The 15,212-nt window shown below is 71.0% G+C and carries 14 protein-coding genes; 5 read left to right on the top strand and 9 right to left on the bottom strand.

Annotated elements, in window-relative coordinates; translation table 11 throughout:
* Window positions 1-9 precede the first annotated feature (9 nt).
* The 6 genes from J5X86_RS12890 to J5X86_RS12865 form a co-directional block, all read right to left on the bottom strand.
* Window positions 10-165, bottom strand: a complete 156-nt coding sequence (locus J5X86_RS12890; protein WP_208516876.1) for a hypothetical protein — start codon at window positions 163-165, stop codon at window positions 10-12.
* 143 nt (window positions 166-308) lie between these two features.
* Window positions 309-755, bottom strand: a complete 447-nt coding sequence (locus J5X86_RS12885; RefSeq protein ID WP_208516875.1) for a nitroreductase family deazaflavin-dependent oxidoreductase — start codon at window positions 753-755, stop codon at window positions 309-311.
* A gap of 168 nt (window positions 756-923) precedes the next feature.
* On the bottom strand, window positions 924-1,118 hold the full coding sequence (locus J5X86_RS12880; RefSeq protein ID WP_208516874.1) for a hypothetical protein: 195 nt from the start codon (window positions 1,116-1,118) through the stop codon (window positions 924-926).
* A 172-nt stretch (window positions 1,119-1,290) separates the two neighbouring features.
* Window positions 1,291-1,947, bottom strand: a complete 657-nt coding sequence (locus tag J5X86_RS12875) for a hypothetical protein (protein WP_208516873.1) — start codon at window positions 1,945-1,947, stop codon at window positions 1,291-1,293.
* A gap of 187 nt (window positions 1,948-2,134) precedes the next feature.
* Window positions 2,135-2,842 carry a dienelactone hydrolase family protein gene (locus J5X86_RS12870; RefSeq protein ID WP_208516872.1) on the bottom strand — a complete coding sequence of 236 codons (708 nt, stop codon included), beginning with the start codon at window positions 2,840-2,842 and terminating at the stop codon, window positions 2,135-2,137.
* A gap of 70 nt (window positions 2,843-2,912) precedes the next feature.
* Entirely contained in the window at window positions 2,913-4,451 is a 1,539-nt protein-coding gene (locus J5X86_RS12865; protein WP_208516871.1) for a Rieske 2Fe-2S domain-containing protein, read from the bottom strand.
* A gap of 258 nt (window positions 4,452-4,709) precedes the next feature.
* Between J5X86_RS12865 and J5X86_RS12860 the strand changes: the two genes are divergently transcribed.
* From J5X86_RS12860 to J5X86_RS12840, 5 genes are all read left to right on the top strand, one after another.
* Window positions 4,710-5,315 (top strand): histidine phosphatase family protein, encoded by a 606-nt coding sequence (locus tag J5X86_RS12860; RefSeq protein ID WP_208516870.1) that lies wholly within the window; start codon window positions 4,710-4,712, stop codon window positions 5,313-5,315.
* A gap of 118 nt (window positions 5,316-5,433) precedes the next feature.
* Window positions 5,434-6,915, top strand: coding sequence for a VCBS repeat-containing protein (locus tag J5X86_RS12855; RefSeq protein ID WP_243980163.1), 1,482 nt, complete (start codon window positions 5,434-5,436; stop codon window positions 6,913-6,915).
* A gap of 103 nt (window positions 6,916-7,018) precedes the next feature.
* Entirely contained in the window at window positions 7,019-8,440 is a 1,422-nt protein-coding gene (locus J5X86_RS12850) for a serine/threonine-protein kinase (protein WP_208516868.1), read from the top strand.
* Window positions 8,437-8,799, top strand: a complete 363-nt coding sequence (locus tag J5X86_RS12845) for a hypothetical protein (protein ID WP_014058130.1) — start codon at window positions 8,437-8,439, stop codon at window positions 8,797-8,799. The genes J5X86_RS12850 and J5X86_RS12845 overlap by 4 nt, the downstream gene beginning before the upstream one ends.
* Before the next feature lie 138 nt (window positions 8,800-8,937).
* Window positions 8,938-10,269: a S1 family peptidase gene (locus J5X86_RS12840; RefSeq protein ID WP_308124543.1), complete on the top strand. Its 1,332-nt coding sequence runs from the start codon at window positions 8,938-8,940 to the stop codon at window positions 10,267-10,269.
* A 72-nt stretch (window positions 10,270-10,341) separates the two neighbouring features.
* On the opposite strand, the gene J5X86_RS12835 is transcribed toward J5X86_RS12840, so the two are convergent.
* The 3 genes from J5X86_RS12835 to J5X86_RS12825 all read right to left on the bottom strand — a co-directional run bounded on the left by J5X86_RS12835 (window position 10,342) and on the right by J5X86_RS12825 (window position 15,121).
* Window positions 10,342-13,452, bottom strand: a complete 3,111-nt coding sequence (locus tag J5X86_RS12835; protein ID WP_208516867.1) for a glycoside hydrolase family 2 TIM barrel-domain containing protein — start codon at window positions 13,450-13,452, stop codon at window positions 10,342-10,344.
* A gap of 213 nt (window positions 13,453-13,665) precedes the next feature.
* Window positions 13,666-13,902 (bottom strand): hypothetical protein, encoded by a 237-nt coding sequence (locus tag J5X86_RS12830; RefSeq protein WP_208516866.1) that lies wholly within the window; start codon window positions 13,900-13,902, stop codon window positions 13,666-13,668.
* Between the two features lie 76 nt (window positions 13,903-13,978).
* Window positions 13,979-15,121: a cation diffusion facilitator family transporter gene (locus J5X86_RS12825; RefSeq protein ID WP_208516865.1), complete on the bottom strand. Its 1,143-nt coding sequence runs from the start codon at window positions 15,119-15,121 to the stop codon at window positions 13,979-13,981.
* Window positions 15,122-15,212: the final 91 nt, after the last annotated feature.

Genomic DNA, 15,212 nt, shown 5'->3' with positions numbered 1-15,212 from the left:
CGGGGTGCGTCAGCCGCCGGCGCGCACCCTGCTCCAGTCCAGGGCCTCGGCGGCCTCCCGCTGGATGACCTCGGCCGCCTCCCGGGCCTCGGCGGGGACGTCGCCGTGCTCCGCCACGAGGCTGTCGTAGATCGGCACGAAGTCGGGTTTGTCGGTCGCGGTCATGTGGCGCACTTCCTTGGCTGCGGATTCCGGGTCAGCCCCCGGCTACCCGATCTATCAAACAGTCATGCTTTGGCGTAGATCACACAGGGGTTCCCGGCGATCCACAGAGGCCCGGCGCGGTGGGAGGCGCCGGGCCCCGCAGGTCAGTGCCCGGCGGGCGTCGGCTCCAGGATGAAGACCGGGATCTGGCGGTCGGTCTTCGTCTGGTAATCGGCATAGTCCGGGTACGCCTCGACCGCGCGCTCCCACCACAGGGCCTTCTCCTCGCCCGTGACCTCGCGCGCGGTCATGTCCTGCCGCACCGGGCCGTCCTGCAGCTCGACCCGCGGGTCGCCCTGGACGTTGTAGTACCAGACCGGATGTTTGGGGGAGCCGCCCAGCGAGGCGACGACGGCATAGGCGCCGTTGTACTCCACCCGCATCAGCGGGGTCTTGCGGATCTTTCCGCTCTTCGCGCCCCGCGTGGTCAGGAGGACCACGGGCATGCCCCGCATGGTCGTTCCCTCGGTGCCACCGGAGCTCTCGAACAGCTCGACCTGATCCCGTACGAACTTCGTCGGGCTCGGCTCGTACTCACCCTGCAACGGCATGATGTCCGTCCCCTTGCTGCGTTGTCCCTGATGCGAAGACTCGCCTGACGTCTCCCCGTGCTCATCCTCAACACGGCGAGTACGCGAGATCATCCCGACAACACGGGGAGTACGCGAGATCATCCCGATGGGCTCCGGCCGTCGGGGCGGCGACGTGGAAGACGTCCGTTACGCCGCCATGCGGCGCTGGTCCGGGGAGGAAGTGGGGGTGGGGGCAGAGGTGGGAGTTTCCTTGTCACCGTTCCGCTCCGCCGCGCGCTTCGCCTCATCGGACTGACGTCCACGAGCAGGGAAGGTCAGGTCCGGTACGTCGACGACCGGCGGCAGATCGGGAGTGAGCAGAGGCTGCTCATTTCTGTTCATAGGCGGCGGGTACCCCGGCGCCGCTGGCTCACCCTGCGATACCGGTCACAGTCGGACATGGCGGTCAGATCGGCGGTTCACGCCTCGGCGCGGTTCACACCCGGGTGAGGGCAGGCCGTGGAGACGTCGGCGATCTGCGACGCGTCCACGGCCTGCCCTCGGTGCCGCCGGCTCAGCCCACGCGTTCGATGCGCGCGTTGCGGATCAGGAATTTGCCCGGCTCGCGAACCTGTTCGAAAGCGGCGTTGTTGAGCAGGGCACAGCTTCCCGAGGTCGAGGCGACGGAGACCGTTGTCGACTTGTCGTTGTCCAGATTGGTCACCTTGAGTTTCGTGCCGACCGGGAATTGATTGCTGGAGGCGGCCGGGGCCCCGCCCTCACCGGACAGGGTGACGGTCGACCCCGCGCAGACGACCTCGCCGGAGGCGCCGGAATCACCGGCACCGGAGTCCGAGGGGGTGGCCGAAGCGGGAGCCGAGGCCGAGGCGCCGCCGTCGGCCGGGGCCGCCGCCTCCCCCTGGCCGGCCGCCTCGTCGACGGCGCACCCCGACGCCTGCTGCTTTCGCCTGATCTCCTCGATGACGGCCTGACGATTGGCTATCCGCGCCTCCGACTGTGCGTCCGGGTTGGCCTGCTGGTCCGCGATGAACTTCTGGTTGTTGGCCAGCGCCTGCTCCAGTCCGGTGCAGGCCGTGGAGGACTGTGCCGTGCCGTCCGTGCTGGCGTTGCTGGTGGCCGCCAGGACCCCGGCGCCGGTGCCCGCCAGCGCCAGCGCACCGACCAGCAGGCCGAGCTTCTTCTTGCCGCTGAGTGTCCTTTTGCGTGTCATTTCGACTCCTTTTCGGGCTGTCCGTCATCCCATACGGGCGGATGCCGAAGTCGTCTCATGACCTGCGGAATTTTTTTGACGAATGTGATTGAGGGTTGAACGGTGGGGGAGCCTTCCGGGCCTCACCTTAAAAGGGCCTTAAGGCTTCATGAAGCCTTAAGGCCCTTTCGGGCGTAAGCCGATTTCCTCAGCCCAGCCGCCGGTGCAGGAAGTCCACCGTGCTCCGCCAGGCCGACGCGGCGGATTCCGCGTGATAGGACGGCCGCTCGTCATTGAAGAAGGCGTGACCGGCGGGATAGAGCCGGAAATCCGGCTCCACCCCGGACTGCTCCCGGATGGCCAGGCGCAGCCGCTCCAGACCGTCCAGCGGCACAGTGCTGTCGTTCTCCCCGAAATGGCCCAGGATGTCGGCCCGCAGCCCCGAGAAGTCCGGCAGATCGCCCTGAATGACGCCGTAGAAGGGCACCGCCGCGCCGACCCGCGCATCGGTGGCGGCCAGATACAGCACGAAGCCGCCGCCCATGCAGAACCCGACCGCCCCCAGGGTGGCGGAGGTGACCTCGGGCCGGCCGAGGAGATGGCCGACCGCCCCGGAGAGCAGCTCCACGCCGCGCTCCACCGGCAGATCCGCCATCAACCGGTGGGCCTCTTCGGCGTCATGGGCGACGCTGCCCCCGTACAGATCGGGTGCCAGCGCGACGAAGCCCTCGCGGGCCAGCCGGTCGGTGACATCGGCGATGTGGTGGTCCAGCCCCCACCACTCCTGAATGACGATCACCCCGGGCCCCTGCCCGGAGGGCGGCAGCGCCAGATAGCCGTGGGCGGTGGTGTCCGCGCTGGGGAAGGTGACGTGTCGACGGGCGGGCGAGCCGGTCGGCCTCGGGGCCTCGGGCATGCGGCATTGCTCCTGTCATACCGATTGTCGCCGGTCCCACTCCGGCCGCGGGTCAGGGTCCGGCCACGGGTTACGACGTGGCCGACGCGCGGATGTCGTGTCCGTCCGAGGTCAGACAGCGGCCCGTGGTCAGGTCGTAGCGCCAGCCGTGCAGGGTGCAGGTGAGCACCTCGCCCTCGATCTGTCCGAACCGGCCGAGGTCGGCGCGCAGATGGGGGCAGCGCCGCTGCACCCGCCAGCCGTCCAGCACGATGTCCTGGCCGTCGTCCTGGCATGAGTCGTAGTAGTTCTCCACGTACTCGATGCGCTCCATGGACAGGCACTTGAAGAACACATACAGGAACTCGTTGTAGGGCCCGATCCGGCTGGCGGTGAACCGCAGCGACAGCAGCAGGCTGTTGGACCAGTCCACCTCGCGCCGGTCGATGTTGGTGGCCACCAGATCGGCCGAAGTGGACAGCGTGTAGCGGCAGCGCTCACCGTCCCAGAGGCGGACCTCCCGCGCCGGGAAGTCGATCACGATCGGCACCTCGCCCACGTCCAGCCGCGCCGGGCCGCCGACGCCCGCACAGATCCGGTCGGCCCGCGTCAACAGCGGTTCCCACCACTGCTTCAGCTCGGCCAGCAGCCGCTCGCGCGGCAGCGCCGGGGCCCGCGAGGCGCGCTCGGCGGCGAGCACGGGCTGCTGCCGCCGGGCGAAGTCCCGCAGATACGCGCGCTTCTCGCCGAAGATGTGCTCGATCTCCGACTCGGTGTAGCGGTGGGTGAGCTTGCACGCGGTGTCCTCCGGCTCCGCCACCGTCCCCGGCAGCAGCAGATGCGCCCGCACCCCCGGGCGCGCCCGGCCCAGTTGGCGCAGAAACTCCAGCTGGTCCACGAAGATGCTCTCGCCGTCCCGGCCGGTGCCGTTGTGCTCGAAGAGCTCGTCGTCGAGGAAGCACGGCGGACCCGCGTTGGGGAACACATGCTTGGCCTCCACCGCTTCGATATAGCGCAGCGCCCGGTCGAACTGCCCCTGCCGCTTGCGCGCGGCGAACTCCTTCTTGGCGGAGTCCGGCAGCTGGTACACCATCGGATACCAGATCGCCCCGGAGAACTGGACGAAGTACGCGTCCACCTCGCCGAACTCCCGGATCGCCGCGATGTCCAGCGGATGCGCGTCGTTCTGGTTGAGCAGCACCGTCTCGCCGTCGTCCAGCGAGAGCGCCGAGTCGCCGATGGGGCCGTCCCCGGGGCCGGTCAGTGCGGTGATCATGATGCGCAGGCCGTCGCGCTCGACCGGTGTGCCCGCGCGGGTGTGGAGGAAGTTCGTGAAGCCGAGCGTGCTCAGCTCGCGTTCCAGCTCATCGGTGGCGAAGGCCGGAAGCAGCACGGTGATGTCCTTGCGCACGTTCCGGCGCAGATTCTCCGCGTCGAAGTGGTCGCGGTGCAGATGGGAGACATACAGATAGTCCGCCGCGCGCCCATAGTGCGCCCAGTCCAGATCGGTGTTGTCCGGGAACGGGAACCACGAGCCGAAGAAGGCGGGATTCACCCATGGGTCGCAGAGCACCGACCCCGCCGCGGTTTCGATGAACAGCCCAGCATGTCCAAGTCCGGTCACGCGCATACCACAGCACCCCAACCCGGTCGGTGATGTCCAATATCTCCACCGTGTGGGGGTTCGTGGTGATGCGCATCCGCGGCTGCGCTTGCCGGGTGGCGGGATCCGCCACCCGGGTCACGCCCGGTGTGCCGGAATCTCACCGGGCTTCCGGCACGCCGCCGTCTTGTCATGAGACCGTAGCGCGACGGTCGTCCGCCGCTACGGCGCGGATGCCGGAAGGTGCGCCTCTACGTGGGCGAATGGTGCGGATGAGGGGGTTGGGTGGTGCGGATCACGTTGGTCGCGCCCGCCGTCAACGCGGCGCTGCGGCAAGTGCGGTTCGACGACGCGCCGCCGGACCCGGCCGGGGTGCGCCGGGCCGAGACGGCGGCCGCGGCGCTGCCCCACCACGACACGGCGTTCACCGCGCCCTCCGCGCGCTGCCGCGGTACCGCCCGGGCCCTGGGGCTCGACGTTGCCGTGGCGCCTGAGCTGGGCGATCTCGACGTGGGCCGTTGGCGGGGCCGTTCGCTGGACGAGGTGGGGCAGGAGGCGCCGGAGGAGGTCGCCGCGTGGCTGTCCGATCCGGCCGCGGCGCCGCACGGCGGCGAGTCGCTGCTGGAGCTGGTGGAGCGGATCGGAGCCTGGCTGGAGGCGCACCGGGAGAGCCCGTCACCGGCCGCGCCGCCCGCCTCCGCCCGTGAGGGGCGGCTGCTCGCCGTCGTGGAACCGGCCGTGGTCCGGGCCGCGCTCGTCCACGCTCTCGGCTTCCCCGCGCCCGCGTTCTGGCGGCTGGACGTCGCCCCGCTGACCGCGACGGAGCTCAGCGGCCGTGCGGGCCGGTGGAATCTGCGCTGCGGATACCCGCTGGCGGGGAGCGTGTCGTAACGGGGGGCGCCGTGACGGGTCGCGTGCCCTAACGGTGGGCGAGCCCTAAGGGTGGGCGTGCCGTAACGAAATGATCTCTCCGATGGCGTGGCTCCCCCGAATACGCTGTCGTGGCCTGATGGCATCCCCCACCACCAGGCTCCGCCCCGTCCCCGCCACCCTCTGCGCCGCCGCGCTGGCGCTGCTCACCGCGTGCGGCGGTGGCGGCGGAGACGACGCGAAGAAGGGCGGCGACGGGACCGGGAAGAGCACGGCCTCACCCGTCGTCACCCCCACCGCGACCGCTCCCGTCGCCCGGGGCAAGGGCAGCGCGCTGCCGGACGACCTCAACGGCGACGGCCGCCCCGAGCTCAGAATTCCCCTCGCCTCCGGGCAGGAACTCGGCAGCCTGCGGCATATCGCCTACGTGTACGGCGCGGCGAAGGGCGTCGACCCCGCCGTCCGCACCGTGCTCGGCCGTGCGGACCTCGGTCTGCCCACCGGCGCCGGGTGGCAGGAGCGCACCGCGGGCGAGATGCACTCCGTGACCACCGCGGACCTCGACGGCGACGGCTTCGCCGATGTGATCGCCGCCGCCACCAAGGAGCGCGACCCGGCCGGCAGCGAGCGCACCCACATCTCCACCCAGACGCTCCCCTACATCGCCTGGGGTGGCCCCGAGGGGCCGCCCCGGGGAGCCTCCGCCACTCCGGTGCGGCTGGCCGACGCCGACGACGGCCTGGAGATCCCGCGGCCTCTGGCGGCGGGTGACTTCAACGGGGACGGACACCACGATCTGGCCGCCGTGCGCCAGAGCGGCAAGGACTTCCACGTGATGTACGGCCCGTTCGGCCGCGATGGCAAGCCCGCCCGCACCGAGACGTACGCCAATCCGCTCGGGCCCAGCGGTCAGATCGCGGAGCTGTATGCCGACGCCATCGACGGCGACCGGCCCACCGACCTGGTGGTGCACGCGCAGGGCGACGACGACCAGATGGAGTCCGCGCTCCTCACGGCGGGCCCGGACGGCCTCGCCACCACCGGCCGCACCCTCCGCAAGGGCAACGCCATCGCCTTCGGCGACTTCGACGGCGACAGAAAGCGGGATGTCGCGGTCGCCGACACCGGCAGCCGCAACGACGAACCGGGCTACGAGACCGAACCCGCGGACGTCAACCAGTCGGTGAGCGTGTACACCAAGCGCACGGCCGGATCGACGCCTTCGCCGATCAAAATCCCCGCCCTGGGCGGCGATGTCCTCGCCGCGGCCGACACCGACGGAGACGGCACCGACGAGCTGGCCGTCTCGCTGCGCACCGGCGGCACCGAACTGCTGACGATCCGCCCGGACGCCCCCGGCGAGATCGCCCACCGCCGCACCCTCGACCGCACCGTCCAGGCCCGCGCGGACGGCCGCAAGGTGCCGAAGAAGCAGCGCGCCGTCAAGCTCTTCGACGCCGCGGACTTCGACCACGACGGCAAGGACGAGGTCGTGCTGGCCTGGGGACCGGACCCGCTCTTCGCGCTCTACGGGGAGAAGCCGCAACGGTTCTGGGTGACCGACGGCACCCGCGACAAGGTGGTGTTCACCAGCGCGCCGTACGAGAAGGGCGCCTCCTGAGCCGCGGTGCGCCACCGCACTCGTGTCCGTGGCCCCCTTCGCCGGGCCCGGCCGACGCCCTACTGTGGGCATCAGTCGGCTGGTGAGGGGGTGGCGGATGGGGATGACCGGGGGTACATCCGGCGGCGATCGGCACGAGCACGGCTCCGAGGGGGGATCGCCCCACGGGAGCGTGCTCGGCGGCCGGTACGAGTTACGCGGGCGCCTGGGCGCGGGCGGTATGAGCCTGGTCTGGGACGCCTACGACGTGGCGAGCGGTCGCCCCGTCGTCGTCAAGGAACTGCGCCCGGGCGGCGATCCGGGCCCGGAGGCGTACCGGCGGTGGCTCGATCGGCTGCGCCGTGAGGTCCGCGTCCTCGCCGCGACCGTGCATCCGCATCTGGCCGCCATCTATGACCTGGGCGAGAGAGACGGCCGGGTCTGGATCGTCATGGAGCGCCTCGATCCGCGTTCGCTGGCGGACCGGATGCGTGAGTGGGACAGACGGCCGTACGCGCCCGAGATCGCCCGGATCGGCCTGGAGGCGCTGCGCGGGTTACGGGCCCTGTACGCGGCGGGGGTCGCCCATCGGGACGTCAAACCGCGCAATATTCTCTTCCGCCCGGACGGCCCCGCGGTACTGGTGGACCATCTCGGCCTGACCTTCGTGGACGAGGACACGGTGGTCGGAACGCCCCCTTACATGGCGCCGGAGCGCTTCACGCTCTCGCCGTATCAGGCGACCGCGGAAGCGATGCTCAAGGCCGATCTGTGGTCACTGGGCGTGACCCTGTACGAGGCCGTCGAAGGCGTCGTGCCGTTCCAGGGGGAGAGCGTGGGCGAGCTGATGAGCGCGGTGCTCAACGACCCGCCGCCGCCCATGAGATACGCGGGCCCGTTGCGACCGCTGATCGAGGGTCTGCTGGTCAAGGACCCGGAACGGCGGCTGACGGCCGAGCAGGCCGAGGCGCTGCTGCGCACCGTGGCCCGAGGAGAGGCCATGTCCACCCCGAGGATCGAGGCAGCGGCCCTACCCGCCCCCGCGCGGGCCGCGGAAGCCACGTGGTCGGCTCCTCCCCGTGCGAGAACTGTGGGCGCCGGAGCGCTCGCCCCGATCGTCATCGTGCTGGGGATCCTCCTAGCCGTGTCGGGGGCGGTGGCCCTGCCCTCGCTGCGCCCCGGCTCCCTGGACGACGTTCCCGGATGGGTGGGGCCCGGGTGTCTCGGCCTGCTGTGGCTGGCGCTCGCGGCGCGCGGCTTCGCGTGGGCCAGACAGCAGGACCGGCAGGCCCGGTGGCTCGACGCCCTGCGCCCGGATGTCGGGGAGGCGGCCCACCGGCCCACCGCGCCCTGGCAGGCGCTGCGCGAGGGATATCTGGCGTCCCTGGCGATCCCTCAGCCCCCGGCGCGGCGCGCGCGACGTCCGGTGGAGCGAGAGATGGAGCGGGACATGGCCGACTTCCTCACCGCGCTCGGTCCGCCTCCGCCACGGTCCGCGGCCGCGGATCCCCCATCCCGTCCGAACCGTCCGGGGGAGGCGCCATGACCGAGAACGCGAGTGAGAACCCCGCCCCGGGCAGCCCTCCGGAGACGGCGGTGCCCTGGGGCGACCGGCTGCCGGTGGAACAGGCCAAGGAGTGGGAGGCGGTCAGGCCCGGCACGGTGGAGTGGATGCTCACCGAACTCCAGCGGGAACGCGAGCACCGCCGCCGCATGGACTGGGTCCACACGGGACTGCAGGCATTCGGCTCGCTGCTCGGTGCGGGCACGGTCGTGGCGTACATCTGGGTGGCCACGTATTTCCTCGCCCATGATGCCGCCACGCAAGGTGCGGCCATCCTCGGCGGCGGCACGGCCGCGCTGGTCGGGGGGTTCCTCGGCAAGCGCTACGGCGACCGGCGCTGATCCCCGGTTCCCGCGGGCCGCGGCAGCCGTGGCCGCCGCTCCGTCCGGGGAGTGAGCAGGACGCCGCTTCCTTACGTATGAGGGGGAGGGCCTTCGCCGTCCGAGGCCCCGGCTGGATCGACGTAAGGAGACAGGGTGGTGAAGCACATGCGGCGAGGCGTGCGCCGGGTCGTGCGGTTCGCGGCTGTCGGGGCGCTGGTCTGTGGCGGGGTGATGGTCTCGCAGGCCGTGCCGGGCGGATCGGCCCACGGGACGACCGGAAGCGACGGTTCGCGAGCCCTGACCGCGCGCCAGACGGACGATGTGGGCGGACGGCTGGTGTCCGCGCTCGGCACCTCCCGTACGGCGGGCAACTGGATCGGCGCCGACGGCCGTCCGGTGGTCGCGGTGACGGACGATACGGCGGCGGGCGAGGTCAGCCGGGCCGGTGCCACCGCCAAACGGGTGCGGTACAGCATGGAGCAGCTGGCCTCCGCGACCGAGAAGCTGCGCTCGGCGCCCCGGGTGGCGGGCACCGCGTGGATGGTGGACCCCAAGTCCAACCAGGTCGTGCTGGTCGGCGACAGCACCGTCTCCACCGCCCGCTGGTCGAGGATGAAGGACCTCGCGGCGGAGGTGGGCGACGAGGTGCGCACGCAGCGGACTACGGACTCCTTCACCACCAGAACCGCGGGCGCCTCCCCGATGTTCACCAACGGCAGCCGCTGCTCGGCCGGTTTCAATGTCACCAACGGCCAGACCGGCTTCATCCTGACGGCGGGGCACTGCGGTCCCCCCGGCACCCCCTGGTTCACCGACGCCACCGGCCGCACCAAAATCGGCACTACGGCCCAGACCAGCTTCCCCGGCAATGACTTCTCGCTGGTGCGGTACGACAACACCTCGCTGGACCAGAGCAGCGTGCTCAACGTCGGTGGCGGCCAGGTGGTGCGGGTCACCGGCGTGGCCGACCCCGTCGTGGGCCAGGAGGTGTTCCGCAGCGGCAGCACCACCGGGCTGCGCTCGGGCAAGGTGACCGGGCTCAACGCGACGGTCAACTACCCCGAGGGCACGGTCACCGGGCTGGTCCAGGCCACCGTGTGCGCCGAGCCCGGCGACAGCGGCGGGCCGCTCTTCGCCCAGGGCGTGGCGCTCGGCGTCACCTCCGGCGGCAGCGGCGACTGCACCAAGGGCGGAGTGACCTTCTTCCAGCCCGTGACCAAGGCGCTGACCGCGCTCGGGGTGAGCATCCCGGGCGCCAAGGCCCAGAGCGCCAACCCGTCCATCGCGTCCGGCGGCCAGACGGGCGCCGCGCCCGGCACCTCCGGGGTCGACGACGGTGTCTCGACGCTCGACGACGTCGTGGCGTACGCCCAGAGCTTCGGCCCCGGCCTGGTGGTCATCGTGGTGGGGTTCGTCGGCCTGCTGTCCACGCTGGCCATCCGGCCCCGGAGCCGCCGCTACCGCCGCTACCCCGCCGGCTGGGGATGAGCCGGTGAGGTGGCGGCCCCGCTCGTGGCCCCTTCGGCATGGCGCCGTCGGATTCAGCGGCTCACCCGGCCGTCACCGGGCCTCGAAGGCGACGATGCGCTGGGCGCCGTCGGCCACGCCCGGATGACGGCTGGTGAGGTCCAGCCGGAGCCGGGAGGTGCGGACCGGGTCGAAAGTGATGACCGTCGGGGTGCCGGAGGCGGTGGCCCAGTCGACGGACGCCCCGCGCACCGGGACGTAGGCGTGGCCGTCCCATGCGGAGACCTCGATCGAGGCAGGCAGGGTGTGCGTGGCGTCGACGGTGAAGGACACCTCGACGCGGCGCAGCCGCCGCCTCCCGCTCCAGGTCACCGAGACCCAGTCGGCCTTCCGGGCGCCGTCGAAGGCGGGAAGCAGCGCCGTGGCGGGCTTGTGGAAGGCGTTGGACCAGCCGGTGGCCGGATCGCCGTCCAGCATGGCCGAGGGCAGGGTCGTCGGCGCACCCGAATAGCTCGCGTCGGCGCGTGGCTCGTCCGGGGCGCCGGGGCCGGGGTCGGGTGCGAAGGACACCGGGCGGGTGACCGGTTCCGATGTCCCGCCGGTGGCGCGGACGGTGGTGGTAGCGGTGCGCAGCCCCGCCGACCGGGCGGTGATGGTCAGCGGCCCGGCCTTGGTACCGGAGCGGACGATGGCCAGGGCCTTGCCGTGGAAGGCGGTGCGGGTGCTCGCCTGGTAGCGCTCGGCGCTCTCCTGGCGGCCGTTGTCGACCCCGGCCAGGGAGCCTCCGGTGACCTTGAAGGCGATCGGATGGCCGGCGTCGGGCACCACCACACCGTGGGCGTCGACGACTTCGGCGGTCACGAAGCACAGTGAGCGGCCGTCGGCGTCGACGGTCTCGCGGTCGGGGGTCAGCCGTACGGCGTGCGGGCGTCCCGCCGTGCGCAGCACATCGGTGGCCACGACCCGGCCGCCGCGCCGGGCCACGGCCTTCAGCTCACCCGGTGCGAACGGCACCTTCCAGGTGAGGTGGAGCTTTCCGGCGCTGCCGCCCGGACTGGTGTAGCTGCCGGGGTAGGGGCCGGAGGTGACGGTCTTGTCGTCGCCGGTGGGCTCGGTGGTCTCCAGGTAGGCGCGGCTGTCGGTGGTCTTCTTGGCGTCGAACTCGCGGACTCCCAGCGACCGGCCGCCCAGGAACAGCTCCACCGTGCCGACGTTGGAGTAGGCCCACACCTCCACGGTCTCGCCCGGCCGGTGGCCGGTCCAGTCCATGGGGACCAGATGGACCATCGGTTCGCTGGTCCACTGGCTCTTGAACAGGTAGTACATGTCCTTGGGGAAGCCGGCGGTGTCCACCGCGCCGAAGAACGACGCCTTCACCGGGAACACGTCGTACGGCGTGGGCTCGCCGATGTAGTCGATGCCCGACCACAGGAACTGCCCGGCGAAGAACCTCCGGTCCCGGTCCTTCTTCAGCCCGTACTCGCCGCTCATCGTCCAGGAGGCGAGGTTGTTGTCGTAGCTGGAGGTCTCGCGCCTGCCGGGGGTGTGGTTCTCGCCCGTGTTGAGGTGCTCGGGCTCCTGATAGGCCCCGCGGGTGGAGGTCTCCGAGGAGGACTCGGACTCGAAGAGGAACAGCCGCGGGTAGCGGGCGTGCAGGGCGTCCACCGAGGCGGCGGTGTTGTAGTTGAGGCCGAGCCCGTCCAGCTTGGCGAGCATCAGGTCGGCCGGGGAGCCCTCGGCGGGCAGACCGCGGTACTTGTCCGAGCCGATCACGACGGGTCTGGTGTCATCGGCCGCGCGGACGGCGTCGATGAGCCGCTGGGCCATGCCCAGCCCCGCGGCGCTGGTGGAGTCGGGGATCTCGTTGCCGATGGACCACATGACGACGGCGGGGGAGTTGCGGGCGGCGCGCACCATCTCGGTGATGTCCGCCTCGCAGTGCTCGTCGAAGAAGCGCCCGTAGTCGTACGTGTTCTTGCCGGTGCGCCAGCAGTCGAACGCCTCCACCAGCATCACGATGCCGAGCCGCTCGCAGACCTCGATCAGCTCCGGTGAGGGCGGATTGTGCGAGGTGCGCAGGGCGTTGACGCCCATGCTCTTCATGATGGTCATCTGGCGCAGCACGGCGTCGGTGTTGACGGCGGCGCCGAGCGCGCCCAGGTCATGGTGGAGATCGACGCCCTGGAGCTTGGCGTACTCGCCGTTCAGCGAGAATCCGCGGTCGGGGTCGAGGGTGACATGGCGGAGCCCGAAGGGGGTGCGGTACCGGTCGGTGGTGTCCTGGCCGACCCGCAGTTCGGTCTCCAGGACATAGCGCTCCGGGGTCTCGAACGACCACAGCCGCGGCCGGTCGATTCTGAGCTCCTGGGTGGCGGTACGGGTGTCACCCGCCCCGACGGTGACGGTGGAGTGCGCCTGGACCACCATGCGCCCGTCGGGGTCCTTGACGGTGGAGACCACGGTCACCGGCTTCCGGACGTCCGACTCATTGACGACGAGGGTCCGCGCCCGCACCGTGGCATGTCCGGCGCGCAGGTCGGTGGCCAGGCCGGGGGTGGTGAGGTACGTGCCCCACCGGGCCACATGGACCGGGTCGGTGACGACGAGCCGGGCGTGGCGGTAGATGCCGCTGCCCGAGTACCAGCGGCTGCTGGGAAGGCGGTTGCGCACCTTGACGGCGAGGACGTTGGGGGTGGCGCCGTCGGTGTGGGCCACCTCGGTGAGGTCGAGGGCGAAGCCGGTGTATCCGTAGGGGTGTTCACCGATGAGCCGTCCGTTGCAGTACACGGACGAGTCCATATAGACGCCGTCGAATTCGACGGAGATCCGCTTGCCCTCGAGGGTGCGCGGCAGGGTGAAGGCGGTGCGGTACCAGCCGAGGCCGCCGGGCAGGAATCCGGTGCCGCCGCTGGTGCCGTGGTCGGTGGTGGGGGAGAGCTCGATGCTCCAGTCGTGCGGGACGGCGACCTCGCGCCAGGCCGAGTCGTCGTAGGCCGGGTCATGGGCGGTCTCGTACGCGCCGGTCGGGTCCGTGATCCCACCGGGGTTGACGAGGGCGAAGCGCCAGTCGTCCGTGAGCGGGATCGTCCGTCCTCCCATGGCGCGGGACGCGGTGGCGCCCTGCGCGGGACTGGCCGTGACAAGTGCCCCGGCCATCGGGGCGGCGGTGCCTGCGATCAATATCGATCTGCGCGTGACCGCCATCGCGATCCCCTTTTCTTCGATTGTGTGGTGGCGAAGGGCACGTGACCGACCACAACGACCCTTCGCGCAACAGATTCTGACAGTTTCAAACAGGGAACTGTCAAGGGTCCCGCAGAGGGCTCAACGCCCAGCCGCGCCCGGGGAGTTGTGCGACGACGAGGTGGCCACCGCCCACGGCGGTGGCCACCTCGTCGGAAAGGGGCTGACCGGTACTCAGTAGTGGTGGTGCCGGTGGTGGTCGGTCTCCTGGACCACGGGAGGCGCCACTGCGGTCGGTTCGACGACGCGTCGGCGCTTGTACACACTCACATACGCCGACGTGCCGATGATGCCGACGGCCATCAGGATCAGGCCGACCAAGTGGACGTTGAAGCCGCTGGCGTTCCAGTCGGTGGCGAAGGTGAGAATCCCTCCCACCGCGATCATCAATATGCAACCGCCGAGGCCCATCAGTTCTGCCTCCGTACATGAGTTCGCTGTTGTGGGCTGGTCTTCACCCGGGTACCCAGGCCCGCCGGGGCCAATCTCACGCCCCGCGGTCCTCCCGCTCCACGGCCGCCACCGTCTCATCGAGCGCCTGGCGGTCCTCGCGCGCCTTCGCCCGGTCCCTGGCCGAGGCGTCGGTGACATCGAGAAAGATCTGGTCGGCGTGCGGCCAGATCTCCGCCATCGCCGTCTTGACGCGTACCAGGACCTCCTCGACCTCCTCGCTGTCGAGACCGGGGAAGAGATCGACCCGGGCCGCCACCAGCGTCGAATCGTTGCCCAGACGCATCGTCAGCAGACTGGTCACGGTGTCGATTTCCGGCTGTCCCTCGAGGAACCGGCGGAGCTCCCGGCGCTGGACCGGGTCGATCGCCTCGCCGATGAGCTGCGCGCGCGACTCCCTGGCCAGCCGGTAGGCCACATAGACCAGCAGCGCCCCGATCAGGAAGGAGGCCGTGGCCTCGTAGGCCACCTCGCCGGTGACCATGTGCAGCCACATGCCGAGCAGGGCGAACACCACACCGAGACAGGCGGTGGAATCCTCGGCCAGGACGGTGCGCAGCGTGGGGTCGTCGCCCCTGCGCAGTTCGGCCGCCATGCCACGGCCCGCTTCCCGGGCGTGCCCGCGGACCTGGAACAGCGCCCGGACCAGCGAGGAGCCCTCCGCGAGGAGCGCCAGGCCCAGGACCGCGAGGCCCACCAGATAGCCGCTGTGGTCCTCGGAACTGCCCGCGCTCAGCGCCTCGGCGCCCTGGAAGAAGGAGAAGCAGCCGCCCATGACGAAGATGCCGACGGCGGCCAGCAGCGCCCAGAAATAGCGCTCCTTGCCGTAGCCGAAGGGGTGCTGGTCGTCGGGCGCCCGCTTGCTGCGTTTGAGGGAGGCGAGCAGAAACACCTCGTTGAGGCTGTCCGCGACGGAGTGGGCGGCCTCGGACAGCAGCGCGGGGGAACCGGCGAAGACACCGCCGATGGCCTTGGCCAGCGCGATGACCAGATTGGCGCCGAGCGCGACGAAGACGGTGACCGCGGTCCGGGCGTCCTTGTCCCCCTGTGCGTTGGGCCCGTCCGGCTCAGGTCGGCTGTCCGGTGCCTCCGGTGCGCGCGAGGGCTCCGGTGGGTCCGGCGTATGCGGTGTGCGCGGTGTCCCGTGCCGGTCGGAGGGGGACGTTGAGGAACGGCTCATCGGCGGGAAACTCCGTAGGCGGAAGTCCGTGCCGTCCTGGTGGCGCTCTCTGCCGGGGGCGGCCGGACGGCCTGTCCCTCTCGCGGGTGTC

This window comes from Streptomyces sp. NEAU-YJ-81, assembly GCF_017592595.1.
GTDB lineage: Bacteria > Actinomycetota > Actinomycetes > Streptomycetales > Streptomycetaceae > Streptomyces > Streptomyces hygroscopicus_B.
Note: the sequence above shows the minus strand (reverse complement) of the source record. Positions and strands in the feature narration are given on the sequence as shown.

Bases quoted from the DNA above. Each gene is read 5' to 3' on its own strand.
- J5X86_RS12890 (WP_208516876.1), bottom strand. From the start codon at position 165: ATGACCGCGACCGACAAACCCGACTTCGTGCCGATCTACGACAGCCTC.
- J5X86_RS12885 (WP_208516875.1), bottom strand. From the start codon at position 755: ATGCCGTTGCAGGGTGAGTACGAGCCGAGCCCGACGAAGTTCGTACGG.
- J5X86_RS12880 (WP_208516874.1), bottom strand. From the start codon at position 1,118: ATGAACAGAAATGAGCAGCCTCTGCTCACTCCCGATCTGCCGCCGGTC.
- J5X86_RS12875 (WP_208516873.1), bottom strand. From the start codon at position 1,947: ATGACACGCAAAAGGACACTCAGCGGCAAGAAGAAGCTCGGCCTGCTG.
- J5X86_RS12870 (WP_208516872.1), bottom strand. From the start codon at position 2,842: ATGCCCGAGGCCCCGAGGCCGACCGGCTCGCCCGCCCGTCGACACGTC.
- J5X86_RS12865 (WP_208516871.1), bottom strand. From the start codon at position 4,451: ATGCGCGTGACCGGACTTGGACATGCTGGGCTGTTCATCGAAACCGCG.
- J5X86_RS12855 (WP_243980163.1), top strand. From the start codon at position 5,434: ATGGCATCCCCCACCACCAGGCTCCGCCCCGTCCCCGCCACCCTCTGC.
- J5X86_RS12850 (WP_208516868.1), top strand. From the start codon at position 7,019: ATGACCGGGGGTACATCCGGCGGCGATCGGCACGAGCACGGCTCCGAG.
- J5X86_RS12845 (WP_014058130.1), top strand. From the start codon at position 8,437: ATGACCGAGAACGCGAGTGAGAACCCCGCCCCGGGCAGCCCTCCGGAG.
- J5X86_RS12835 (WP_208516867.1), bottom strand. From the start codon at position 13,452: ATGGCGGTCACGCGCAGATCGATATTGATCGCAGGCACCGCCGCCCCG.
- J5X86_RS12830 (WP_208516866.1), bottom strand. From the start codon at position 13,902: ATGGGCCTCGGCGGTTGCATATTGATGATCGCGGTGGGAGGGATTCTC.
- J5X86_RS12825 (WP_208516865.1), bottom strand. From the start codon at position 15,121: ATGAGCCGTTCCTCAACGTCCCCCTCCGACCGGCACGGGACACCGCGC.